General features: G+C 46.6%; 23 protein-coding genes. 9 read left to right on the top strand and 14 right to left on the bottom strand.

Features of this window, described 5'->3' with window-relative positions:
- Positions 1 to 37: 37 nt before the first annotated feature.
- Together NDA06_RS11940 and NDA06_RS11935 are read right to left on the bottom strand one after the other, a co-directional pair.
- Positions 38 to 2458 (bottom strand): sucrose synthase, encoded by a 2421-nt coding sequence (locus NDA06_RS11940; RefSeq protein ID WP_190429972.1) that lies wholly within the window; start codon positions 2456 to 2458, stop codon positions 38 to 40.
- Between the two features lie 184 nt (positions 2459 to 2642).
- On the bottom strand, positions 2643 to 4166 hold the full coding sequence (locus tag NDA06_RS11935) for a carboxypeptidase M32 (RefSeq protein ID WP_190985494.1): 1524 nt from the start codon (positions 4164 to 4166) through the stop codon (positions 2643 to 2645).
- Positions 4167 to 4625: 459 nt separating this feature from the next.
- On the opposite strand from NDA06_RS11935, the gene NDA06_RS11930 reads away from it, so the two are divergent.
- Positions 4626 to 4829, top strand: a complete 204-nt coding sequence (locus NDA06_RS11930) for a hypothetical protein (protein WP_190535634.1) — start codon at positions 4626 to 4628, stop codon at positions 4827 to 4829.
- A 7-nt stretch (positions 4830 to 4836) separates the two neighbouring features.
- On the opposite strand, the gene NDA06_RS11925 is transcribed toward NDA06_RS11930, so the two are convergent.
- Positions 4837 to 5766 (bottom strand): tetratricopeptide repeat protein, encoded by a 930-nt coding sequence (locus NDA06_RS11925; RefSeq protein WP_190985513.1) that lies wholly within the window; start codon positions 5764 to 5766, stop codon positions 4837 to 4839.
- 566 nt (positions 5767 to 6332) lie between these two features.
- Between NDA06_RS11925 and NDA06_RS11920 the strand changes: the two genes are divergently transcribed.
- The 3 genes from NDA06_RS11920 (at position 6333) to NDA06_RS11910 (ending at position 9207) form a co-directional block, all read left to right on the top strand.
- The gene (locus NDA06_RS11920) at positions 6333 to 7760 is read left to right on the top strand and encodes an aspartate ammonia-lyase (RefSeq protein ID WP_190985495.1); all 1428 of its coding nucleotides are present in this window, start codon (positions 6333 to 6335) and stop codon (positions 7758 to 7760) included.
- Between the two features lie 59 nt (positions 7761 to 7819).
- The gene (locus NDA06_RS11915; protein ID WP_190410808.1) at positions 7820 to 8122 is read left to right on the top strand and encodes a hypothetical protein; all 303 of its coding nucleotides are present in this window, start codon (positions 7820 to 7822) and stop codon (positions 8120 to 8122) included.
- 122 nt (positions 8123 to 8244) lie between these two features.
- Complete coding sequence (locus tag NDA06_RS11910; RefSeq protein WP_190985496.1) at positions 8245 to 9207, top strand: DUF362 domain-containing protein; 963 nt, start codon at positions 8245 to 8247, stop codon at positions 9205 to 9207.
- Between the two features lie 263 nt (positions 9208 to 9470).
- Here NDA06_RS11910 and NDA06_RS11905 read toward each other — a convergent pair whose 3' ends face one another.
- Positions 9471 to 9716 carry an HNH endonuclease gene (locus NDA06_RS11905; protein WP_190428030.1) on the bottom strand — a complete coding sequence of 82 codons (246 nt, stop codon included), beginning with the start codon at positions 9714 to 9716 and terminating at the stop codon, positions 9471 to 9473.
- 33 nt (positions 9717 to 9749) lie between these two features.
- On the opposite strand from NDA06_RS11905, the gene NDA06_RS11900 reads away from it, so the two are divergent.
- Complete coding sequence (locus NDA06_RS11900) at positions 9750 to 10043, top strand: DUF4090 family protein (protein ID WP_190672894.1); 294 nt, start codon at positions 9750 to 9752, stop codon at positions 10041 to 10043.
- A gap of 65 nt (positions 10044 to 10108) precedes the next feature.
- Here the strand turns inward: NDA06_RS11900 and NDA06_RS11895 are convergent, their stop codons facing one another.
- Both NDA06_RS11895 and NDA06_RS11890 read right to left on the bottom strand, forming a co-directional pair.
- Positions 10109 to 10501 carry a KGK domain-containing protein gene (locus tag NDA06_RS11895; protein WP_190985497.1) on the bottom strand — a complete coding sequence of 131 codons (393 nt, stop codon included), beginning with the start codon at positions 10499 to 10501 and terminating at the stop codon, positions 10109 to 10111.
- 154 nt (positions 10502 to 10655) lie between these two features.
- Positions 10656 to 13094, bottom strand: coding sequence for a dynamin family protein (locus NDA06_RS11890; RefSeq protein ID WP_190985514.1), 2439 nt, complete (start codon positions 13092 to 13094; stop codon positions 10656 to 10658).
- Between the two features lie 137 nt (positions 13095 to 13231).
- On the opposite strand from NDA06_RS11890, the gene NDA06_RS11885 reads away from it, so the two are divergent.
- From NDA06_RS11885 to NDA06_RS11875, 3 genes are all read left to right on the top strand, one after another.
- Positions 13232 to 13636 carry a PPC domain-containing DNA-binding protein gene (locus NDA06_RS11885; RefSeq protein WP_190430111.1) on the top strand — a complete coding sequence of 135 codons (405 nt, stop codon included), beginning with the start codon at positions 13232 to 13234 and terminating at the stop codon, positions 13634 to 13636.
- 356 nt (positions 13637 to 13992) lie between these two features.
- The gene (locus tag NDA06_RS11880) at positions 13993 to 15480 is read left to right on the top strand and encodes a DUF2157 domain-containing protein (protein WP_190985499.1); all 1488 of its coding nucleotides are present in this window, start codon (positions 13993 to 13995) and stop codon (positions 15478 to 15480) included.
- Positions 15481 to 15495: 15 nt separating this feature from the next.
- Positions 15496 to 16176 (top strand): GDYXXLXY domain-containing protein, encoded by a 681-nt coding sequence (locus NDA06_RS11875; protein ID WP_190985500.1) that lies wholly within the window; start codon positions 15496 to 15498, stop codon positions 16174 to 16176.
- A 91-nt stretch (positions 16177 to 16267) separates the two neighbouring features.
- Here the strand turns inward: NDA06_RS11875 and NDA06_RS11870 are convergent, their stop codons facing one another.
- The 7 genes from NDA06_RS11870 to NDA06_RS11840 form a co-directional block, all read right to left on the bottom strand.
- Positions 16268 to 16510 (bottom strand): hypothetical protein, encoded by a 243-nt coding sequence (locus NDA06_RS11870; protein ID WP_190985501.1) that lies wholly within the window; start codon positions 16508 to 16510, stop codon positions 16268 to 16270.
- 110 nt (positions 16511 to 16620) lie between these two features.
- Complete coding sequence (sppA, locus tag NDA06_RS11865) at positions 16621 to 18435, bottom strand: signal peptide peptidase SppA (RefSeq protein ID WP_190430107.1); 1815 nt, start codon at positions 18433 to 18435, stop codon at positions 16621 to 16623.
- An 88-nt stretch (positions 18436 to 18523) separates the two neighbouring features.
- The gene (fni, locus tag NDA06_RS11860) at positions 18524 to 19597 is read right to left on the bottom strand and encodes a type 2 isopentenyl-diphosphate Delta-isomerase (protein WP_190985502.1); all 1074 of its coding nucleotides are present in this window, start codon (positions 19595 to 19597) and stop codon (positions 18524 to 18526) included.
- An 88-nt stretch (positions 19598 to 19685) separates the two neighbouring features.
- On the bottom strand, positions 19686 to 20222 hold the full coding sequence (pyrR, locus tag NDA06_RS11855) for a bifunctional pyr operon transcriptional regulator/uracil phosphoribosyltransferase PyrR (RefSeq protein WP_190410797.1): 537 nt from the start codon (positions 20220 to 20222) through the stop codon (positions 19686 to 19688).
- Between the two features lie 169 nt (positions 20223 to 20391).
- On the bottom strand, positions 20392 to 21009 hold the full coding sequence (locus NDA06_RS11850; protein ID WP_190985503.1) for a peptidoglycan-binding protein: 618 nt from the start codon (positions 21007 to 21009) through the stop codon (positions 20392 to 20394).
- A 244-nt stretch (positions 21010 to 21253) separates the two neighbouring features.
- Complete coding sequence (cbiB, locus tag NDA06_RS11845) at positions 21254 to 22387, bottom strand: adenosylcobinamide-phosphate synthase CbiB (protein WP_190430628.1); 1134 nt, start codon at positions 22385 to 22387, stop codon at positions 21254 to 21256.
- The gene (locus NDA06_RS11840; protein WP_190985504.1) at positions 22332 to 22775 is read right to left on the bottom strand and encodes an Rrf2 family transcriptional regulator; all 444 of its coding nucleotides are present in this window, start codon (positions 22773 to 22775) and stop codon (positions 22332 to 22334) included. Before NDA06_RS11840 ends, cbiB begins: the two co-directional genes overlap by 56 nt.
- A 392-nt stretch (positions 22776 to 23167) precedes the next feature.
- Here NDA06_RS11840 and NDA06_RS11835 point away from each other — a divergent pair, with 392 nt between their 5' ends.
- The gene (locus NDA06_RS11835; protein ID WP_190410793.1) at positions 23168 to 23581 is read left to right on the top strand and encodes an AbrB family transcriptional regulator; all 414 of its coding nucleotides are present in this window, start codon (positions 23168 to 23170) and stop codon (positions 23579 to 23581) included.
- An 86-nt stretch (positions 23582 to 23667) separates the two neighbouring features.
- Here NDA06_RS11835 and NDA06_RS11830 read toward each other — a convergent pair.
- Positions 23668 to 25193, bottom strand: a 1526-nt coding sequence (locus NDA06_RS11830) for a chloride channel protein (RefSeq protein ID WP_348251732.1), incomplete at its 5' end; no start/stop codon positions are given.

The following is a 25193-nucleotide window of genomic DNA, read 5'->3' as shown; positions in this document are numbered from 1 at the left end:
TCCCCCTAGCATCCAATTTATTAAGAGGAGAAACTCCCTATCGCTGCATTTGCTGTTCCAACAGTTTCTGCGCTCTCGGCTTGTAAATTAAATAGAACAACGCCTCAATGTAACGCAGTAGATCTTCGCGGTTCTCCTTGGAAGTATAATTCCAGAAGCCGTAAATTCGAGCTAAAGATAGAAGTTTGGTTGTGTGAATCTTCCACGTATAAGTGCTATAAACTCGATCAATCGCTCGTGTAGAAATTTCGTACCAGTAGTTAGGATTTTGGTCGCACTTAGAGACAAACTCCAGGATTTTTTCCGCCATTTCTTCAAGATGCGTCGGGTTAATGTAGAACCCATTAAACTTATCCTGAATAATCTCTAACGGGCCACCGAATTGAGTAGCAAATGTCGGTAAACCAGAAATCATTGCCTCCAAAATGGTCAGACCAAAAGCTTCAAACAGCGCTGGTTGAACAAAGACACCTTGGCGATCGGCAATCACCCGATAAATTTCGCCAGAGTCGGTTTTAGAAAGGCGCACGCCTAGCCAGCGAATTTTACCTTGTAGATTGTACTTTTCAATGATTTGGTAAAGCTTAACAATTTCATCTTTTTCTTCGTTATCGCTTGATTCCTCAACGCGCAACTTCCCAGCAACTAAAATTAAGTTGCAATGTTCTTGTAAAGCTTCGTTCTTGCCAAAACACTCAGCCAATCCGGTAAGATTTTTGATTCGGTCGAGACGAGCCATTGAGAAGAGAGGGCGCTTGTTCGGATCGTCCAATTTCCCTAAAATTTGGGACGGATCTTCGAGGGTAAAGAGCATCTCCTCGATCCGGGCGCGATCGCTCGGTATGCGATCTTCGGTACGCGAATAGGGAAAATAAGCATTTTCATTTACTCCAGGCGGCACCACGTTGAATTTGGGGCTAAATAGCTCAACTCCGCTCACTACATGGTACAAATCCGGCATCGTGAAACACTTGTAAGATTCATACTGTCCCACGCTATCCGGCGTTCCGACAATTTCTTGATAAGTACTGCTAATGATGAAATTTGCAGCATTCATCGCAATTAAATCGGCAGTGAATTGTAGGGAGAAATGATACTTTTCTTCCAAGTCGTTCCAGTAGAGGTTACTGAAAAGATATTTAGATTTTTCTAAGGCGTGGGCAATGTTGCATTGAGTCACCTTCAAGCGACGCGCCAGTAAAAATGCCACCAAATTACCGTCGGAATAATTTCCAACAATTAAGTCGGGCTTACCTTGAAATTCTGCCAGCAGCTCTTTTTCCGAGTCGATGGCATAGCTTTCTAGATAAGGCCAAAACTCAAACCGGGAAATCCAGTTTTGAGTCACTTTGGGATTAAACTCTCGCAAAGGCACTCGCAAAATCCAAGCATTATCTGTGCCGTGAACTTTTTCTAAGCGTTGGTTACACAAAGTACCATCGCTATTCGGAATTAAGCGAGAGAGAATAATTACTTTCGGCTCAACACCTAGAACATCCAACCCAGCCAGCGAGAGGTCTTCTTGCATCTGCTGTTCGAGACTCTTGGCTTGGTCGAGGACGTAAACGACCTGTCCGCCAGTATCCGGACGTCCCAAGACACCTTCTTGCCCAAACCAACCGTGGGGAGACACGAGGACAATCCGGAAGACCATTGGAATCCGGGAGAGAAAAGCTTCTAGAGTCTGATGATCGGGGGAGTCGAGGAGTTCATCAAGAATTTCTAGAGTTTCCCGCACCCGTCCGGCGGTGTTTCCCCACCCAGGCTCAAAGCCCATTGCTTGCAAATCATACCGAAATTCATCGTAGCTTTGCTCAAAAGGGCGATCGCCCAAAAATCCCAAAGCTTGCTTGACACGACTAGAAAGTTGCTGCTGCGATTTAATTCGCCCGTTGATCAGCAGTTGCAGATTGTTATAGGAATGGACGCTTAAAAATTGAAACAAGCTCTCCAGCCATTGTCCGGGGTCTTGAAAGAGTTTGCTCGATAAATAACGGTTGAGATACTGTACCCCCTTACCAATATTTTTAGGGTCGCGAATGGTCGGGGTATAGTCGTAAAACGGCTGAAAATCGAGTTCTAGGATGTCGCCTTCCTGGGGATGGAAGCGATTCACCAGGCGATCGCGTACATCCAGCAGTTCTTGCACCGTCATTGGTTCGACAATTAAATCTTCCGTTAACCGATAGATTTCTTGAGAAGCAATGGTTGGGCGGACGATCAAACAGATGTTTCCATCCTCCCGAATAATTTCTTGAGTGTAGTAAATTAATTTACCTAAATGGGAGGATTGGTCAAAATGTTCAGGCTTTTGGTGATTTGTGCAGTATTCGGAAAAAGCATTGAGAATGTCGTTTCTCAGTAAATACGACTTGTCCTGTTGGCGTAACTCACTCACAAATTGGCGCAGATCGATTTTTTCATCACTCTCTAAAACAGCCTGAATCAAATCGGACATGACAACTCCCTAGATTAGTTCAATAACATTCACAAAGACTAAACTACAAAATGTTTTTCCTGGTGACGCCCTTCCGAAGGTGGAAGGAGTACGTCTCAAACCAAAATTAATTCACCGTTCATCTTTCTTAAGAGTGAATCGGCTAGGCTATGCCTAGCCTAGCTTCTTTTCACGCTGTTGTGTATCACAAAGCGTAAATTTCTCCGTATTTTTGCTGAATATAACGAATCAAGGGATTAATACTCAAACAATTGCCAGTGACGCGCTCGATAATTTCAGCGGCGGTATATTTCTGTCCGTGTTGGTAAATATTCTCTCTCAGCCAATTATGTAGAGTGCTGAACTTCCCTTGCTCGATTTCGGTAGGAATTTGGGGATTTGCCTTGAGTGCAGCTTCAAAAAACTGGGCGCTCATCAGGTTGCCAAGAGTATATCCTTGGAACATTCCGCCGATGCTACCCGTGTACCAATGGACATCCTGCATGACGCCAACACTGTCGTTGGGGGGAACAACACCCAAGTCCGATCTGTAGCGTTCGTTCCAAGCTTCCGGGAGATCGCGCACTGCCAGATTGCCTTCGAGTAGCGCCAATTCCAAGTCAAAGCGGATCATGACGTGCAGGTTGTAGGTGACTTCATCGGCATCGGTACGGATGAGCGATCGCTCGACTTTATTAATCGCTCGGTAGAATGCCTCCAGGGGTACATTACTGAGTTGATTTGGGAAAGCTGCTTGTAGTTGCGGATAGCAGAATTTCCAGAAGTTGCGACTGCGTCCCACCTGATTTTCCCACAGCCGTGATTGGCTTTCATGCACACCCGATGAGGTGCCACTGGCTAAAGGCGTCCCTTCATATTCTGGGTTAATCCCTTGCTCATACAAGGCGTGTCCCATCTCGTGAATGGTGCTAAACAGTGCCTCATTCAGATCGTTCTCTCTGACGCGGGTAGTAATTCGCACATCCCCAATCGAGAAATTGGTCATAAATGGGTGCAGGGTTTTATCTTGCCGTCCCCGTTGGAAGTCATACCCAATCTGTTCGATCACCTTTAAGCTAAACGCTAGCTGTTCGTCTTCTGGAAAAGTTTGGTGCAAGCAACTATCATCGGCAATCGGCTGGGAAGCGATCGCATTTACAATTGGAACCAGTTCTTGACGGAGTTCCGCAAAGAGCGATCGCACGGTTGAAGCCTTCATCCCGTAATCGGCACCATCAATCAGCGGATCTGCAATATGCTCGTAGCCAGAGAAAAAGCTGGCATAGTCGCGGCACAGATCCAGCGTTTTTTCCAGATAAGGCTGCACAGCGGCAAAGTTATTTTCCGGACGTGCTTTTGCCCAAGCACCATAAGACTGAGTTCGGTGGAGAGACATTTTTGCCATAAAATCCGCTGGCACTCGCACCGCGCGCTCGTAGCTGCGTCTGACAACACGAATTAGGCTGGCTTCATCAGAGTCGTAGGGCAAGCTTTCCTCGTAGGGACGCAAATCTTCCAACAGTTGCGCGATCGCTGGATCGCTAAACTTAGTATGGGCAATTTGCCGCAGAGTCGCCATCTGCCGCCCTCTCGCCGCTGCACCCCCAGGCGGCATATAGGTTGCTTGATCCCAGTAAAGTAGGGACGACGCTGAATTAATATCGTCGATTTCGGTGAGGCGGGTTTTGAGTTCTTGAAGTTTGGGGTGAGTCTTGTCCAGAGTCTGCATGATTCGCTGTTGATACTCGTTTCCTATAGTGTGGCGCAGGACGAGCAAATATCAGTCCAACCACCGTTCGCAATATGTCACTTTCCCCAGCTTGCTCAAGCGCAAAAGTGACGACCGTTTCACTCAGTCGGATACTTCTATTTTTCATGCGTTCAATCGGTTGCTACATTGAAACTAGATACCCTTGCCGCTTGGCACGCAGCAAAATGTCTATAGAACCTGTTAGTGAAAGCCGCTTAATCTAGCAATCCGCCTACCAACGGCTGCGTTCATACAGACGGTTTGGATCCCTTCATTTGTTGCCGTTCAGCGACGCAGAGATGTCTGCTACTGTCGTCCCGCTTGGCGCATTCATACATTAGGATGCACCAAAAGGAAGGTTATAACGTGTATTTGAATGACTGTGAGGAAATGGTGAATTAACTACTGGGACGAACAGGTAATCGTAAAAAATCAGCTGTGGCGGTTGGAAAATGTACCTGTAATCAAACCCAAAGTAGACGATTAGGTGACTTAGCGCTGTTCACATGGTTGGAGACAGCGGCAAGACCTTATACAGTGAAAGAACTGGTAGCGATCGCTAAAGAACCGCTTGATCGAACAGATGTCGGTAGGGTGGAGGCGTCTATCTCCAACCCTACATTGAAGGGGAATGAGCAATAAAACTGGATCAAAACCTGGATGCTTCTACCAGCGCCTCAAACAAATCCTGATCGCGAACTGCGTCAAAATCTGGGTCGTATTTCGCCATTTCCCGATATTTTTCCTCACTCAGACGAATCGCTTGTTGCAAGTTGTGGACTGTCTGCTCGACATTGCCCAGCAAAGCATAGTAGCAAGCTTTGTTATACCAAGCGGTGGGGTAGTCAGTCTGAAGTTGTAACGCTTTATCACAAGCAGCGATCGCTTCTTCGTAGCGAGCTAATTTCCCTAGAGCAATGGCTTGGTTGAACCAAGCTTTGTAGTATTCCGAATTAATTTCCAAACTTCTTTGGAAGCTAGAAATTGCCTTTTCATAAAGCCCCCAGTCATTGAGGGTAATGCCTCGGTTGTACCAAGCATTGCAGGAATCTGGTTTAAACTCAATCGCCCGGTCATAGCTATGAATCGCCTGTTCGTAATGATTGAGTTGGGCAAGAGCATTGCCTCGGTTGTACCATGCCCAGTAGGCGTCTGGACGCAGCTTCAGGGTGCGGTCAAAGCTGGCGACCGCTTTTTCATAGAAACCCCAGTCAATTAAGGTAATGCCCCGGTTGTGCCACGCAGCGGAAGCATCCGGGTTAAATTCTATGGCGCGATCAAAGCTATTAAGCGCCTGTTCGTAGCGACATAATTTCCCCAGCGCAATACCCCGGTTGAACCAAACCCAAGAAGCATCCGGTTGAATTGACAAGGCGTTGTCGAAGCTGGCGATCGCTTCTTCGTGGCGACCTAAATTCCCTAGGGCAAAACCCCGCTGCGATAAGGCATCGGGGTAATTGGGTTCGCACTTGAGGGCGTTGTCTAAACAAGCGATCGCCGCTTCATATTTTGCCGACTGAAGCTGGCGTAGTCCTTGCTGGAAGAAGAATTCTGCTTCGAGGCTAATAGTTTGACCCATAGAATTTTGCATCTTACTTTAGGAGGATCTTGTATTTAAGATTCCCAAAACAATAACATAAGTCAACATCAAGACGGTAAATCCCTTTCTAAAATAGATTCAAAGCAAGAACGATAAATTCCAGATGACCGCTGGACAAGGGATTCAGCCACCAGAGGCGATGAAAAATTTCTTTGAGCAGTCGGTACGGTAATCCTTATTTAACCTCTCTCCAACCCACCGGGTGCCACGGGAGGGGTGATAAATATCCTCTTCTACAAGAAATTGACTCTACTTCCCTCTCTCTTAGGGCAGGATTAGGAACTCTGGGCAGGGGTTATCCCGTTTTAGATTTGGGATTATCAGATTTTGGGTGGCACCAGTCTTGTCAGTAGACACTTCTAACAATTTATTTGTGCCGACCTTCAGGTGAAATGGGATTTAGACGGATCTTTTCTCAGAAGGATTGCGCCGGTATTGCGTAATCCTTCTGAGAAAAGAATGCTGCCAAATCTGAAGACTGACTCATCGCATCCCCCAGCTAGACATGGGATGATCTCATCTAAAAGAATCCATAGACGACTAACATGACTGAACAGATAGGTAGAACCTACCGCATCGAACACGATTCAATGGGCGATCGCCAAATCTTGGATAACGTTTACTACGGGATTCAGACGCTACGGGCGATTGAGAATTTCCCGATTAGTGGAATTAAGCCGTTACCCACTTATATTGATGCTTGCGTGCTGATTAAGAAAGCAGCAGCGATCGCAAATGGGGAACTTGGCTGCATTCCCCAAGACATCAGTCAGGTAATTGTCCAGGCGGCGGATGAAGTGCTTTCCGGGAAGTTCCGCGATCAGTTTGTCGTGGATGTCTACCAGGCGGGTGCGGGGACTTCGCACCACATGAATATCAACGAAGTATTGGCGAATCGGGCGCTGGAACTGCTGGGCGATGAAAAAGGCAATTACAAGCGCGTCAGTCCCAACGATCATGTTAATTACGGTCAATCGACGAACGATGTAATTCCCACGGCGATTCGGATTGGGGCGCTGGTGGCGCTGGAGAGGACACTGTACCCAGCTTTAGCCGATGCGATCGCTGCTTTGGATAACAAAGCTGAGGAATTTCAGGATGTCGTCAAATCTGGAAGAACCCATCTGCAAGACGCCGTACCCGTACGACTGGGCGAAAACTTCCGCGCTTGGGGGCAAATTCTCGCAGAACACATGATTCGCATCGAGAGGGCGTCTGAAGATTTAATGGCGCTGGGTTTGGGTGGAAGCGCGGCGGGAACTGGGTTAAATACCCATCCCGAATATTGCGATCGCGTTGCCCAATTGTTATCAGAATTGATCGATCAGCCCTTGCGCCCAGCCCCTCATCTGATGGCGGCAATGCAGAGTATGGCACCTTTTGTCAGCGTTTCCGGTAGTTTGCGGAACTTAGCCCAGGATTGCGTCAAGATATCTCATGACTTACGGCTGATGGATTCCGGGCCAAAAACAGGTTTAAAGGAAATTCAGCTACCGCCAGTACAGCCTGGATCGTCGATTATGCCGGGGAAATATAACCCGGTGATGGCAGAAATGACTTCGATGGTGTGTTTTCAGGTGATGGGGTACGATTCGGCGATCGCTTTAGCCGCCCAAGCAGGACAGTTAGAGTTAAATGTGATGATGCCGCTGATTGCCTATAACTTGATTCACAGTATTGAAATTTTGGGCAATACCTTAAGCGCACTGACGCAGCGTTGTTTGGAGGGAATTACCGCCAATCGCGATCGCTGCCTTGCCTATGCAGAAGGAAGCCTCGCCCTCGTCACTGCCCTCAATCCCCACATCGGCTATCTCAACGCGGCTGCTGTTGCCAAAGAATCTCTCGAAACTGGCAAATCCTTGCGGCAAATTGTCCTAGAACGAGGTTTGATGAGTTCCGAAGAACTAGCCAAGGTCTTAGACTTGGAGGAAATGAGTGCTATGTCAGGAGTGCAGCGTCCAGAGTTGTAGATACACCAAAATTTGCATCTATCCAAAACTCAAAACTTTCTAACCAGGAGTCTCGTTCTATGCATAGTCATGATGGTTTGACCCAGTTAACTTTTCACTATATTGATGGGCACACAGAATCCTTTACTATCTATGAGTCAGTAGAGGAAGGCTTAGAAACAAAGCAGGAAATTCGGCAAGAAGTCCGTCGGCTTTTAGATAAATCCTGGTGGATTCTCCACTTACCTGAAGAAACGGTTTTTATTAACACCGCCAATATTACCAAAGTTGAGGTGAAGCCCCCGATTCCTCACCTCCAGGGAGAAGATGTCTTCTCGAATGCCCAGCGGGTAACTGCCCTGACTCGTGGCAGCAATCGCTGAGAATTTGAGATTTTAGATTAAGAATTGCCAGGTCTTCATGAAGAATTGGAGGCTGGCAATTCTCACTTTAATTGATTCAAAATTCTTGTATTCGCTCAATCCTCAATTACAAACGCAGAATCATGAAACCTTCCGTTAGTTTAATTCGTGCGAATTCCTACGAGCGGCAATTATTGCGAGAATCCGTGGAAAGTTTGCTGGAACCCTTGGGAGGAATCAAAGCTTTTGTCAAAGCAGGCGATCGCGTTCTCCTCAAGCCCAATTTACTCACTGGCGGACATCCGAGTAAAGAATGTGTCACCCGTCCCGAACTGGTTCACTGTGTTGCCAAACTGGTACAGGAAGCGGGTGGCAAGCCTTTCCTGGGAGACAGTCCCGCGTTTGGCAGCGCGATGGGTGTGGCAAAGGCAAATGGTTATCTTCCCCTTATGGAAGAACTCAATTTGCCGCTAGTGGAATTTACAGGGAAGCGTTACGAAACCGTTAGCGAAGGGTTCAACCATCTGTTGTTGTGCAAAGAAGCAATGGATGCAGATGTAGTAATCAACCTGCCTAAACTGAAATCCCACTGTCAGCTAACGATGACAATGGGGGTCAAAAACTTATTCGGTTGCGTACCGGGAAAAATGAAAGCCTGGTGGCACATGGAAGCGGGGAAAGATAGTGCCCGATTTGGGGAAATGTTAGTAGAAACTGCAAGAGCAATTAATCCTACCCTAACGATTTTAGATGCAATTATTGGACATGAAGGGAACGGCCCTAGCGGTGGCGAACCTCGCTTCTTAGGGATTTTAGCGGCATCGTCTGATGTATTTGCCCTGGATCGGGCGATTGTAGAAATTCTCAATGTAGATCCTCTCAACGTCCCTACTATGGCGGCTTCGATAAGGTTAGGGCTATGCACAAACGTGGAGGAAATTGACTTTCCCCAACTGCATCCGGCTGATCTAAAGGTGCTGGATTGGCAACTTCCTACTAACATGATGCCTATCGACTTCGCGATGCCTCGCGTGATTAAGTCCACGTTTAGGCATCTTTACATCCGGTTTATCAAGGAACCGATGAATGCCTACGCAGGACGATAAGAGTTTATCGATAAAAAAACTCGGTTTCTATAGAAATCGGGTTTAGAAAGCCATCAATAAACAATTTTGAGGCAGATTCGGTAAATTCTGTTACAGTAGGATACAAAATCATCAGCGTAATCTATTATCTACCCTCCGATTGCTTAGGAAGACCGCCCTGACTCATGCTAGAGGCGGTTTTTTTCTGCCCGTCAAATGACGGAGTGTTAGCAGCGCTGCGCGGACGGTATATTTTTAAAACCGAGTCTAGTGTGTTTTCCAGATTAAAGATCGAAATAACGCCGGAACCGAGGATCTAAATGGTTGGTTTTGCGCTGGTTACAGGGGAGACAGAGGGTTTGTAGATTGCTAATGTCATTGGAACCGCCACGAGAGAGCGGTATGATGTGGTCAATCGTGAGGTTTGCTTCTAGCGCCGTTTTGCCGCAACTTTGGCACTGACAGCGATCGCGCTGAAACACATACTTCCTGACTTCTGGCGGGATGCGAATTCTGGGTGTTTTAGTCATAAAATGCTCTTGTAAACACGATCCCACGCTGCAATGACTTCAGAGAATCAAACAACTACAGGTGCTGATGCGATTGATGTAGCGATCGCGCAGGGAATTGATTTTGACGGTTCCCCGATTCCAACACCCAAACTAGAATTATACACAAAAGTAATGGGGCTGGAAGCTGGGCGGCAGCGCAGCGGCGTATCAAATACGATGCGTTCGAGGATTGTTCGCATCGGTGCTAAGCACATTCCCCAAGAAGAACTCAACCAGATGCTAATCGACGCCGACTTTGCACCGCTGAAAGAAAAAGAAATCGCTTTTTACTATAGCGGTAAATAGTATTAGTAATAGTAATTACCCCCTAGATGAATAAAAATCTAGGGTTTTTTTTATCAATTTCTCTCCTAATTTTCTTGATTAATCATCTTCCGAAGATCGTCAAGCGGCGATTCCGATTGGCTAATCTCTGGTATTTTTTCAGCATCAGGTTCATCAGGACAAAACTCTACAGCAACTTGGAGTTTGAGTCTAAGTCTTCCTTTTTTCCAGCCCTTAGCACCGATTCTGAGTATTTCACAATCTATACCTTTGTTAAATAATATATTGGGAGGTCGAAGGTTATCAATCTTATTTATTGATACTTCTTTAAATGATAATGAATAAATTAGCGCCTCTACTACTGAGTCGGTATGGGATGCTTCATTCACTGCTTTCTTGACTTTACCGACTTTGAATAGTTCTGGAAATGAAAAAACATCATCTTCGTTGAAATCTATCACGTCTATCCAGTTTTCCATGCTAATCTCCAACTATTTATTTTTACAAGAACCAGCAAATAGAGTTCGCGGCTGTATAAACAAAGTTCACATACGCGGAGTAATAGATTTGAAACCCGCGTAGGCGGGTTTCGTTTGTGTAGCCGCGATTTCCAATCGCCAAGGCTATGATGAACTATGCTTCTGAATGAACAACTCCATTACCCATAGCGCTAACCTTGGCAGCTTCTAAACTAGGCTCAATTGAGCTAACATCAGAATCAGCAATTACAGGCAGTTGACGATCGTACAAGCCTATCGCCTGCAAACAACCATTGATACTGGCAACCGCAGAGTTGTAAGCCGCTATTTTTTGCTCAACTGTACTTTGCAAACGGCGATTGTTAGCAATTTTTTCCTCAGCTTCTTGTTCTAGTGTTTGCTCTAAATAAGCACGAGCTTGAGTGTACTGCTGTAATATTTCATCAGCTTGATGCGCTGCCATTGGCAATAAATTAGTGGTGAGAGTTTGATTAACGGTTGCTGGAAAACCACTACTAATTGTTGCTTTGACTTTTGGCTCAAAATCTAACTTTAACAACTGACGGATTGCCGGTTCTGCTGCTATCATACTTTCACAACCATAGCTTTGGGAAGTTTGCAACAACGTTTGCCGAAATTGATAAATCGAGAAAGTACCTTCATCGTAAAAGCGAGGACTTTCACGGACATAGCGATTGCATTCGTCACTTGCTGCATTGACTAAAGCATGATGAACCTGTTTTTCTATCTCTTTTAACTTTTGCTCAATCCCGCCATCATTGCCTAGCAAACGATAAAGCTGGCGATAGTAATCAGATTTGCGAACTTGTTCAACTAAACGCTGGAATAGGTTAGTAACTACTTCCTGACAAGACTCTTTCAAAATATCCTCTAGTTGATTTGCCAAGTAATAAAGCGCCTCAACTAAAACAGCAATCAACGGTGCTGTAGAATTGCGGGGATGGCTGAGGATAGCGCGGCTATAAGCATCTGCAACCGAGAAAGTATCCAGCAACTCATCCAAACGCCGAACCATCCGAGATTGCAGTTGGCGAAGATCTCCCTCGAAAGCACTGGATTGGCCTGTTACAACCTGGTTTAATTCTTCTGTAATATGCTGGTGAAATTCTTGACCAATTTGCTGTAACTGCTGGTTGAGGCGTTGTAATTCCTGCGTCTTCATTGCCTCAATTTCGCGGGGTTGGCTATCCAAATCGCGCAGTGCAGCTTGGTAGTATTTCTTCAGGCTAATACAAACGTCTTCGAGGTCGTCAGCCAGATTTTTAAACAGTTGAGGACGCTTCTCTTTAGTCAGATAGTCGGTGATAGCCGTGCGAAATTCCTCAATCCCGCTATCTCTAATGAGCTGCTCTATAAGTGGCTTCCCCCAATCGTCGAGAATCCGCACATAGTTTCCATTCGGCGAATCCCAACCCCGAACTTCTGTCCGGAAGGAAGTGGAAGATAGCTTGCCAGAATTGACACAGTAATTGTTAAACTCGCTAACAAAGGGGTGAGGTTCTTCTGCACCTGCTAAGAAGGTATCTAATCCCCAGCGATTACTGGAATTACCTGCAACTTTCAGCAGGCTACCATAAAAACCGAGTAGCCCACTGGTTTTATAAAACCGGGTGGGAGGCTGAAACTGGGAGCTAATCAAACTATCCAACCGTCGCCGCAGTTCCGGCTTGAACCAGGTGATATCAATGTAATTGAAGATATAGAAAACGCGATCGCGTATTCCCGGATTCCCCCGCATCGTTTCTAGGAGTTCCGTTTCTTCCTTCGTCATGTCCCCATCTTTGGCATACTTGAGGATACAAGCCACCGCAGAGGTGTCGGGGTGCTTAATCTTGTCGTATGTCAGCAAAGCATCTCGCTCAACTGGCGCATCAATCCCCGGCGTATCGACAATGACATTGCCATCTTTCAGCAGGGGATGGTTGCAGTGATATTCAATCCGCTTCAAAACTGCACTATTTTTGCCGCGACGAGCGTAATCTGCTGCTTGTTGGAGATTGGAGAAGTTAAACTGCTCCATCGGATAGGTAGCATTACTGACAGTTTGGATGCGATCGCGGTTTGCTACAAATCCCTCTAGCAACAACATCAGCGCATTCGCTTGTTTTGCTCTTTCTGATTTACTTTCTCCACCCTCAATCTCGATAATCGCTTGGCATCCATCGCTTAGCAATTGAATCACTTCAGATTGATTAATATTGCTAGCTGTCCCTAACCCCAGCATCTGAGATACCGCACTTGCCTGTTCCCGAATTTCTACCTCACTCAGAAACGTCAGCACCACTCGTTCTTTATCCGGTTCGGCGTACTCAATTTTACATTCCGTACCTGTAGCGTGTCCCTCTGCACTGTAAAGCAATTCCCGCTCTAACAGAGCGTTAATTAACATCGATTTCCCTGCACTAAAAGCTCCCGCAAATACAATCTCAAACTTAGGGGAAATCGCTTTACCGAGAGATGTCTGTACGGGTGTAACATCTTGCGATCGCAGAGACGGCTCTTGATGCAACAGTTGTAGTATAGTCTCGACCTGTTCTTTCAGATTTTGACACTGAGGCGGCAATTCAGGCACAGTTTGCATCCTATCAATATAAAGTAGAAGCCTTTACGCATATTTTAGGAATGGCAATTCATGATGGGTATGATGAAATTACCGATACAATTAGTAATTATCCGCGTAATCCCAGTAGATTTACCAGTCTTTAATTCATGAAAGTATTTGCTATTCGTCTGAAGCCAGATCAAGATTTAAAAAAAAGCTTGCAAGATTTTGCAATCAAGCAAAATCTTCAATCGGGCTTTATCTTAACCGGAGTTGGCAGCTTGAAAAAAGCGACTCTTCGCTTTGCAAATCACAGGTATAGTACAGCTTTTAACGACAATTTTGAAATTATTTCTCTCAATGGCACTCTGGAAGCGGCTGGCATTCACCTGCATATCGCCATTGCAAATAAAGAAGGAAAAACCATCGGTGGACATCTCATGGAAGGCTGTATTATCTATACAACTGCCGAAATTGTCATCGGAGTTAGCGAAGAATTCACTTTTTTAAGAACAATGGATGAGCAGACAGGCTATAAAGAGTTGGAGATTTTTCCAAACCCTAATTATTAACTAAATGCTATTTAGCCTTAAATTACTTAAAGTAAAAGAGGTCAGCAGTCTACAAAAATGTATTGCCAAGTTGTCGGCCTAAGAACAGCCAAGGACAAATTCCCCGTTTTTTCCTGACATCAAAGAAAGCAAGGAGGAAAAGGTTAAGGATGAATTAAGAGTTCAAGAAACTTTGCTTGTTCGCCTAAGTCATCGAATAGACGCCGACTGAGTTTAAGCAGTAACGTAGAAGGTTTTCCCATCTGTAGATAGTGAATCTAACTGTCACATCCCCTTGAATTGAATCATGGGAGGGCGTTAAAACTAAGTTTATAGTCAAAAAAATTAGACTACAGAGCGGATTGTAATTGAGGGTTATGGTTTCAGATAAATTTCGCCGTCAGTTACGTCAGGAAGCAAATCTTTGGCGAACTGAGGGGCTGATTGATGCTCAACTATACGAACAGTTATCAGAGCGTTATCAATTTAATAGGCTGGAGACTGCTGCCCGCGATCGCTTTGTCATGATCTTGTTAGGGTTGGGGAGTATCCTCATTGGCTTGGGGACGATCAGTTTTGTAGCAGCAAACTGGCAGGAGTTGCCGCGAAATGGCAAAGTAACGCTGCTACTGAGTTTGTTTATTGGAGTGAATATTGCTGGTTTTTACTTGTGGCGGCGTCCGAATGGGGCGCAACAACGCCTCGGTCATGGATTCTTGCTCTTAGGAGCAATCATTTTAGGGGCAAATATGGGGCTGATGGGTCAGATGTTTCACATCAGCGGTCCCTTCTATGAGTTATTGCTAGCGTGGGGAGTCGGTGTACTAGCAATGGCTTACAGCTTGCGTTTGACTTCCTTAAGCGTGCTGGCAATTATCATTATCGGATTGGGTTACTGGAGTTTTTGGTGGAACTGGGAAGGGGCAAGCTGGTCAAATTCCTACTATTATGAAGAGTTTTCCTGGTCATCCCAGATGGGACAACATATGCCGCTGTTGGCAAGCTTGATGTTTGTGCCGCTGGCATACTGGTGTCGTTCTCGCGTGATTTTTGGACTGGCAGCGATCGCAGTTATTTCTTCTTTGGAAGCAAACCTCCGACCGCTCAGCTTAGGACTATTTAATCTATTCTCCCTGAAGTCTACGGGTATCGTATTAGCGATCGCCTTGGCACTGCCCCCCGCACTGTTATGGGGCTATGATGACTCGCTGTGGGTCTACAGTGACTTAAATCGGGTTCCGAAGCCAAACCAAATCTTTCCCGCCTCTTGGCAAGGGGGAAGCTGGGGAGGTTCCTTTCGACCCCTCGCCCGTCGTTTGGCGCTGGTATTTCTAGGCGTTGTACTTTATCTGTCGTCCTCGCTTTGGTTCTGGGGTGTTTTATCCAAAATGTCTTCTGCGGAGCGATCCGCGAGAGTTACTTGGTTTCCCCTGGTAGATGTAGTGATTTTGAGTGGGTTGGCAATCTTTGCGTGGTTGCGTCTGCTGTGGCTTACCAGAAGCCTTCGCACTCGTCGGGAGGAAATTCTGACCACAATTGCCATCGGTATCTTTATCTGCTTCATGGCTGGGATACCCGTTTGGCATCTCACCGTCCAGCCAATTCCCCTGCTTGCCACTTTTATTGGCAATGTGCTGTTGTTCTTGTTAGCCGCGGGATTGATGCGCCAAGGGCTAGCACAAGCAGAACGCAGCGCCTTCTGGGGGGGCATGATGCTATTAATTGTGCGAATTCTGACTTGGTTTGTGTTGTCTGCGACGGGATTAGTCTTCAAATCCTTGCTGTTTATTCTCTGCGGTATCACTGCGATCGCTATCGGGCTTTGGTTCGAGCGCTATGTCCACACGCTGGAAATTAAAAATTGACTCAGAGGATTTTTAATGAGGCACACTTCTCAATCATCTTCAATCGCTCCGACTCTCATAGAGCCACAAAAGCGAATGCCTGCTTGGAGACTCTGGGTGCCTCTCCTGTTGCAAACGGCGATCGTTCTTGCCGCACCTGCCCAGCCACTTTACACTAACCTCACTGGGAAAACGGTCGTTCTCAAGACGGTTCCCGTAGACCCATACGATTTCTTGCGTGGCTATTCGCAGACGCTAAACTATGACATCTCGCGTCAAGAGAATTTGCGATCGCTTCCGGGTTGGAAAGCGTTAGTAAAACAACACCTCGAAGCAAAAGCAACGGATTTGCCACCGTCCGTACCGCCTTTAAATTCTTTACCGACAGGAATTCGCTTCTACGTGATTTTAGAAGCGCCTGCTGCTAAAACAAATTCTCCCCAAGCATGGAAACCCGTGCGGGTGAGTAGCAAGATGCCCAAATCTTTACCAGCAAATCAGATAGCGTTAAAGGGCAAATCTAGCGGTAATTCCATCGACTACGGCTTAGAAAGCTACTATATGCCAGAAGCGCGGCGGGATGAAATTAATCAGGAGATTAATCAAGCCCAATCGAGCAGACAACGACAAGCGATCGTGGTGGAAGCGAAGGTGGATGCCCAAGGTCGTGCAGTCCCGATTAGCTTCTGGGTAAGCGCTCGCCGTTATCGATTTTAATAGGAGAATTTTAATAGGGGAATGAAAGTATGGCTAATTGTTCGAGATATCTTATCAATTAGCGATACTTTCATTACTAAGAACAAACTTTCTAATCTTCTTGCCGCTTTAGCTGCAAAGTAGCACCCAGTGCTGCTCCAGCTCCAGCTATCAAACCCATACACATTCCTTGAATCGTTTGACTCGTGGGGTCTTGCATCAAGCATTCACTGGTAGGCGTTTTGGCTTGCAGACATTGATTACTATCTATCCAGTTGGAGACGCCTCCCACAAGGATACCAGCAGCACTACAAGAAACGATCAGCAGGACAAAGCGGTTAGATTTTCTACCCATAGATAGAGGCTTTTAAGTACTTGGTTAGCTATTCCGTTCAGTCTACTCTACCTATCGGCAGACTGTTACCGTATATTCCACATTTTCAACTGCCTATTCCGGACGTTGCACTAATCAATTCGCAAATTATAGGGCAAACGGGCGTAAATACCTCTAGGATCGTTCATTGTTTTGAGCGCTACTAATTCTTCTTGTAACTTGAGGAGTTCTGCACTCAGCAGATCGGATGGCTGCTTGGTTTGCGCATTGTCCCCACCGGCAAACTGTTTCAAAATGCGTTGTTCTAGACTGCGAACCTTGGGGTACTCTTCCAACTCCCAATTCTCACCCAGTTTAGCCGCAACGGCAGCAGATTTGATCGCATCATCAATACCGCCAATCTCATCAACCAGTCCCAGTTGCTTGGCATCTTGACCCGACCACACTCGTCCTTGGGCAATCTCAGCGACTTTCTGCTTTGAGAGTTTTCGAGAATCCGCCACTTTGTTGAGGAACTGACCGTAAATTTGGTTAACAAATCGTTGATGAATTGCCAATTCTTGAGGCGTTTTTGGACGAGAAACCGTGTTGCTGTCCGCAAATTTGGAAGTTTTGACGACATCCCAGGTAATGCCATTATTATTCGCAAGCTTTTGGAAATTGAGCAACATCCCAAAGACACCGATCGAGCCGGTAATGGTATTTGGTTCGGCGTAAATCTGATTAGCATAGGTGGAAATCCAGTAGCCACCGGATGCTGCCATATCTCCCATAGAAACGATGATTGGCTTCACCTGACGAGTTAGCCGTACCTCTCGCTGAATCACCTCAGACGCCGAGGCGCTACCGCCGGGACTATTTACCCGCAGCACGACAGCCTTCACATCTTTATCAAGTCGCAGCCGTCGCAGCTGTCTGGCAAAGCGATCTCCTCCCACTTGCCGAGAGCCACCTTCGCCGTCTACGATTTCCCCTTCGGCGTAAAGTAGGGCAATTTTGTTGTCAGAAGTGCGATCTTTACCTTCGGTTTGAGTCGCTCTAGCGTAAGTAGCAAGGCTAATTTGACGGAATGTTTTATTCTCTTCGGTTCTGCCAGTTAGCTTTTTCAGGTCTGCCACCACCTGATCTAAATACGCCACCCGATCCACAAAGCCACGCTTTTTCGCATCCGGTGCGGTTAATATTCCTTGAGTGTCTGCGATCGCTTGTAGCTGTTTCGGGTTTAATTTTCGACCCTGGCTCACTGTTGTCAAAAAGTCTCCCCACAAATCGCCCAACAAATTCTGAGTTTGTTGTCGGTTCTCCGGACTCAGTTTCGTGAGTACATAAGGTTCCACCGCTGACTTAAATTTCCCAACCCGGATCACCTGAACCCCAACCCCGTATTTCTGTAAGGCTCCTGTGAGGAACATCGACTCAGAACGCAAACCGTTCATTTCGATTGTTCCCAACGGGTTCATCACAATGGTGTCTGCCACTGAGCTTAAATAATATTCCCGTTTCCCCAAATCCATGTTGTAGGCAATAATCTTTTTGCCAGACTTACGGAATTTTTCCAGCGCCGAACGGACTTCTTTGAGCGTGGCAAACCCGGTGCTAGAACTAGAGGAACCACTGCCGTCTAGATATACGCCTACAATCCGTTTATCTTTAGTTGCCTGCTCAAGGGCATTCAAAACCGTTCGCAGCCGCACGCTATTATTTTCCTCACCAGATAAAGCTTCGCTGATTGCTTCGCTGGTGCTGGATATCGGATCGCTATCCGTAATCGTCAAAGACTGATCGATTACCAGTACCGATTTATCCTCAACTTCCGGCCCTGTATCTTTAGATGCCACCGCAATCAATAACAAGATTAGCCCGCTCGTTCCCAAACCGAAAAATAGGATGAGTCCGAATAGGCTTCCAAGCAAGCTAGCAAAAGTTTGTTTAAGGAAACTACGCATTAGGCTGGGGTTAGGGTAATGGGTAATTGGGAATGGGTAAAAGTTTTAAGCTTTGAATTCACTTATCGCTTTCCCATTTCCAACACAGTTATCGTAATGGTTGCAACGCGCCAGACTGTTTCAGAGCAGACAAAGTGGGATTGCCAGTGCAGAATAATACAGTGGTGATTTCGGCGACTAAGACTTCAACCAAAGCATCAAGGGCGTCTTCCGATTCTACGGCTGCCTGGAGAAAAGGCCACGCCAGACCCGCGAGATCGGCTCCTAGCGCGATCGCTTTTGCCACTTCCAGACCGTTGCGTAATCCCCCAGAGGCAATCAAGGGAATATTTGGGGCAATGGCTCGAATACTGGTAATGCATTCTGCTGTGGGCAAACCCCAATCAGCAAAAGTTAGTCCTAACCGGCGCTGCTGGGCATTTTCAGCCCGTTCACTCTCCACCTTTGCCCATGATGTCCCACCGGCACCGGCAACGTCAATGGCGCTCACACCCGCATCAATCAACTTCTGCGCGATCGCAGCGGAGATGCCATTTCCCACCTCTTTGACAATCACGGGTACTGGTAACTTATGGCACAGATTTTTAATTTTGTCAAGTAAGCCTCGGAAGTTGGTGTCACCTCTGGGTTGAATGCACTCTTGCAAGGCATTGAGATGCAAAATCAAGGCGTCTGCCTCTAACAAGTCAATTGAGCGCAGACATTCATCAACTCCATAGGTATAGTTAAGTTGCACCGCCCCCAAGTTCGCAAATAGGAGAATATCGGGAGCAAGCGATCGCACGGCGAAAGTCGAAGCAACCTGGGGATTCTCCACCGCTACCCGCTGGGAACCCACGCCCATCGCTAGGTTATAGCGTTGCGCCGCAGCAGCTAGACGATAATTAATCATCCTCGCCAGTTCCGTTCCCCCCGTCATCGAAGAAATGAGCAAAGGCGCACCGAGCTGTTTTCCCAAAAAAGTTGTTGAGATATCAACTTCACGTTGATCTAACTCTGGCAAACAACAGTGATTAAAGCGGTAGCCTTCCAATCCATTCGTTGTGGAGTGAAATTGCACATCCTCATCGAGACAAATTTTTAGATGATCTGCCTTTCGGGTCTGGGTTTCTTTGGTAAGAGCCGATTTATTAATCAATCTACTATCTCCAACGTTCTGCATAGACAGCGCCTGACAAATGTGCACAGACTGGTTTATTAACAATCTCGATTTTCCCACCAACACACCAGGGAAACCGAAGACAGACCGCTTAAACCTTTAATAATTCCACAGCATCTCGTCCATCAATCTCTTGTAAGTAAACCTTCACCTGTTCTTCTTTGGACGTTGGTAACTTCTTGCCAGTGAAATCCGGGTGAATGGGTAACTCCCGCTGTCCCCTATCCACCAGAACCGCTAACCAAATTGCCGCCGGTCTACCATAATCATTCACCGCATTCAGGGCAGCACGAGCGGTACGCCCTCGATAAATGACATCATCCACCAGCACTACCGTCTTGCCAGAGAGATCGAAAGGGATGTCAGTTTTGGCGGGTGTGCGAATGCCAATTTGATCCAAATCATCTCGATAGAAGGTAATATCTAGCGCTCCCACGGGCACTTGCACTTGTTCGAGCGCTTCTATCTGACGAGCCAAGAGATTGGCTAATACAGCGCCTCTGGTATAAACACCTACTAGCGCTAACTCAGACAAGTCGCGTGACTTCTCTACCACCTGGGAAGCGATACGATTGAGGGTTCGACGGATTTCGTCTGCGGAAAGAATTTCTACAACTTCGGGAGACATGGTTTAGGAAAATCCGATGATAACTACGGACAAATTACAGCCTCAGTGTACAAGTTCACCTAAACCATCATCGTTATCATTTCAACAAAAATAACTTCCTGTTCCTGGTAGGAACAGGAAGTTATGTCATTGAGTTATAGATAGCTCAATCTCATCAAGCTATATAAGATTAGTCCGCGGCAAGTGCTGCTTTCGTTCTTTGCCCAACGATTCCGTCAGCGAATAGCCCTCTGCTTTGCTGAAATCTTGTAACGGAGGTCTCAGTCAACCGACCATAGTATCCAGTAATTGGCCCGTTGTAATAGCCTAAGGCTTTCAAAGTATTTTGAAGCCTCGTTACGGAGGAACCGCTGCTGCCGCGTTTCAGGGGGCTGCTGCCAAAACCACCCCCCGTAATCGGTTCATCATAATTACCACCCCGATTTTCTAGAGCTGCTAGAGTTCGAGAGCCTGCAACGCCATCGGCTCTCAGTCCAACCGCTCGCTGAAAACTGCTGACGGATGCCTGCGTCAATTGACCGTAGTATCCAGTAACCGGGCCGTTATAGAAGCCTGCGATTTTCAGATTTCTCTGAAGTGTGGCGACTTGAGAACCGCTATTCCCTCTCTGGAGTGCTAATGCATGACCGGCTGTACCGATGACGGATAAGGCAAGGGCAACTGATAATAACCGAATCCAGGCTGAACTTGGAAGCGGGTTCCGATTTTGGAACAATTTAAATTGGTGAGGCTCCGAGTTAGGGTCTTCGTAATTGGCAGATAAATGAAGATATGCAAGAGTTTCCATCGTTTTAGTCGCAGATGATAACTTCGTAGCTCAGACTTAGGCGATCGCTTCCGTGGTTTAGCGGGGGTTAAGTTTTTGGGTCGCATCTCCTCCTTGGCATTTCACTTGACCAATCACTAAAAAGTGCGATCGCTTTCCCAGATGAATCAGTGATTGATTACCCTTCAACTGGTTGCTCTATATTCAAAGATATGCTTACACCTATTCAGTAGCCATCGCCCGTTGAGTTCACCTGATAGGGCGATTAAAAAGTCATCAAGTTGATTCCAAGCGATCGCCCATTTCTAAACCCCAACAGCAGCAAGATAGCGATCGCTATCCCCAACCAAATCAAAAAGTTATATCGTGTTAACTGCAAGGCTTGTTGAATGCATTCTGCATTGATAGGCTGGAGGTCATCTCCCAGTAAGGCTTTGTGTTTAGCAACGCCACGATACCAATTTGTGCCCCCCACCTGAACGCCCAAAATTGCCGCATAGGCGCACTCACTCCAGCCAGAGTTAGGACTAGGATCTTTCGTCGCATCGCGTTGACAAATACTCCAAACATACCCAGGTTTTCTAGATAGTAAAGCCAAGGTAATCACCGTGAAGCGGCAGGGCAACCAAGTCAGGATATCTTCTAATTTGGCACTAAACCAACCCAAATCGGTGTAGGGTGCTTCTCGATAGCCGACCATTGAATCTAGGGTACTGGCGGCTTTATAGGCAAGGGCGAGAGGAACCGTTCCTAGTAAAGGTAAAAATGCCCCGATAATCGCATAAAAAAGGGGTGCCATTACTCCATCGGTAGCATTTTCTGTGACGGTTTCCAAAACAGCCCGAAGAATTTCTGTTTTATGAAGATTTTCGGTATCACGCCCTACATATTGGCTTAACTTAGAACGCGCCGCGACAAGATCGTTCTCATTTAGAGGTTGCAAGACATCTTCAGCAGCAGCTCTCAAACTTCGACCGGCGAAACAACTGGCGAGTAAAATACTTTCTATCGCAATTCCTAAAAAAGGATGCACCCAGTTCGCTGCGTGAACGATTAACCACCCCATCCCGTAGCTGCCAGTTATCAGCCCAATTCCTAAAATTACTCCAGCCCATCGGAGCGTGAGAGGATGACTAAATAATTGGAAAGCCATCTGGCTGTAGCGAGAAATTAGCCAGCCCATGACTCGGACTGGGTGAGGCCAACCCCACGGATCGCCGATGATGTAATCAAAAAGGGAAGCGATCGCTAATGATAGGACTGAGGAATGAGAAAGCAGGACTGCGGCAAATAAATCTTGGAAATTCACAACACCAAAGCTGCTAGAGATCCGCTGACAGTTTCTATACAACAAAACTGGTTTCTTCGCCTTGGGCTGCTTGCCAACTGCGAGCGTCATAGTAAAGGTCTGCCAGTGTAATACTGTACAACGCTTCTTTAAGTTTTTGATGCAATCGGTGCCAAAGTGTAAACGTTACCCAATCCTCAGCAAGCTCTGCATCTGGGGTATGGCGAGGCAGCGGTTCAATTGTTTCACCGACTGCTTCTAATATTTGTCCTAGAGAAATTTGTGCGGGGATGCGGGATAGTTGATACCCCCCCTGGGCACCTCGAACTGATTCGACTAACCCAGATCGACGTAACTCTATCAACAATTTTTCCAGATAGGGTGCGGGTAAGTCTTGCCGAGTTGCGATCGCTTTTACAGAAGTTGGTCCATACCCAGGTTGTAGACTCAAATCCAGCAGTGCTTTAACACTGTAGTGTCCGCGGGTTGTCAGCTTCATACTGGAAAATATTCCTTAGGGTAATGGATAATTAGTCAGTGGTCATGAGGCGGTAGTCAATGGAAAAAAACAGCTCAGAAGCGATCGCTAATGATAGACTAACGACTACCCTACAGCGTACCCCCTTCATTTTTTCTCAGGTTGATGCTGTGAGGAACTCCGATCATCGAGATGCATCGGTTGTTCGCAAGGCACAGATATTTATGCTTAAGCAAGAACTTGGATTAAAAAGGTTAGTAGTGAATAAATTATCGATCTTATTGAACTATCTTTCCCCAATCCGTATGATATAGTTTTATGAGCTGATATAAAGCTAAGCTAAAATTAGCTTAGAAACAGTCAGTCGAAAACACTGTACACACTCGCTATTCCTTACTTTTCGCTCCAAGTTGATGAATAAAAAGAAAAAGATCGATCCCTTAACGGGGGAAGCGCTAGTCAAGAAAGTTAAAGAGCTAGAAAACCTCAGCAAAGAAGAAAAGGCTAGAGCCTGCGGTTACTACACTGTTACCAAAAGCGGTGTAGAGCGGGTGAATATGATGAAGTTCCTGAATGCTCTCATTGATGCTGAAGGAATTGAGTTAGACGGCAAACAAAATGGTAACGGACGTGGCGGTCGAAGTGCCAGCTACAAAATTAGCGTGCAATCGAACGGCAACTTACTGATTGGTTCTGCCTACACCAAACAAATGGGTCTAAGGGCAGGGGATGAGTTTGAAATCTCTCTGGGACGGAAGCACATTCATCTGCGGCAACTGGATAGAGAAGAAGGCGCTGAAGACGAAGAACTGGAAGAGGCATCCTAAAACTTTAGTTTTAGTTAGCAGTTATTAGTTATTCGTAATGAGTCATTGATTTGTAACCAATGACTCATTAACGATTCTCTAAATTTTCAAACTGTTTGCTTGAGGGGCGGTAAATTTAACTCTTTCGACACTGGATTGAGGGGAAGATAGCGGCGCAGTGTCTTGCGAGTGGCAGCGACACTATAAGCTAAAGCGATTCCCTCTTGTTCCAGCACACCTAACACTTGTTGGGGGCGATCGCGGTCAACGACGGGTAACTGGTGGAGACCGCGTGCTGCCATCCGGTCTATCGCTTCTGCTACCGATTCATCAGGGTTTGCATACAGAATTTCAGTGGTACAGATGTCAGCAACTGGCTGATAAGCCAGATGACTGGTTAAATTGTTCGAGACATTGCAAAGAACGTTGTTTGTTTCTACTGTTTCAGTAGGAGCGGTAACTGGCGTTCGAGCTGTAGACATTGCTCGATTAATATCCTGCAAAGTGACGATGCCAATTAACTGCTCGGCATCATCAATGACTAAAGCGCTGCGGCAGCGACCATTGGTTAAAGCTAAACCTGCCTCTAATACTGATAAAGAACCACTCAGCATCAAACCTGGTACTTGCATTGCTTCTGCAACTAACATTTGTTGCAAAATTTCTAACTGCTGGTCTTTCTCCACATTGAGTTCCAGCTGTTGGAAATTTTGACCTTTCGTTGGCGCTGACTTAAAGCGCTCCACCAGCCAAATGCTCAAACCGACTGCTGCCATCAGCGGCAAAACAATCCGGTAGTCGCGCGTTAGCTCAAACATTAACAGTATCGCTGTCAGGGGTGCCCTAGCGCTGCCAGCAAGAACGGCTGCCATTCCCACCATTGCGTAAGCCGGAGGTGCGGCAATCTGAATCGGTGCGCCTGGAAGCATCGCTGCCAGAATTTTTCCATACGCTGCCCCTAAAGAAGCACCGAGGAACATGGCAGGGGCAAAGATACCCCCCACCAAACCGCTACCCAGACTAATCGCCGTCACGATCAGCTTGACCACTAGTAGGACGAGGAGTAACCCTAACGGAAAATCCACATCCTGAAGCATGGCGGCAATTGTTTCGTAACCGATTCCCAGAATTTGGGGCCACTGCAAAGCAACCAAGCCCAAACAGGCACCACCAATTACCGGACAAAGCGATCGCGGTATCTTTCCCAGCCACTCAAAACCGGCAATCTGTCCCCGAAAGAAACTTCGAGCCAGTTGAATTGACTGGGTATAGGTCAGCGACACCAAACTTGCTAATACCCCCAATCCCAGATAAAGCGGTAATTCTAGAGGACTACGGACTTCATAGACGGGCAGCGTAAAAGCTGGTTGGGCACCCAAACCAATCTGAGCAATTAAAGACGCCACAACTGCTGCCAGCAATACGACGCTAACCGCTGAAGTTGCAAAGGTGGTTCCCAAGACCACCTCTAAGGCAAAGAAAACCCCGGCAATCGGGGCATTAAAACCAGCCGCCAGACCCGCCGCTGCTCCAGCTCCCAGGAGTAACTGCTGCCTTTCTCTGGAGACTTGCAGCACTTGACCGAGCAGCATTCCAAAATTGCCGCCAATTTCCACGCTCGGCCCTTCTGGGC

The sequence above is a fragment of the Trichocoleus sp. ST-U1 genome (assembly GCF_039961835.1).
GTDB lineage: Bacteria > Cyanobacteriota > Cyanobacteriia > Cyanobacteriales > FACHB-T130 > FACHB-T130.
This window is presented reverse-complemented; position numbering and strand designations above follow the sequence as displayed.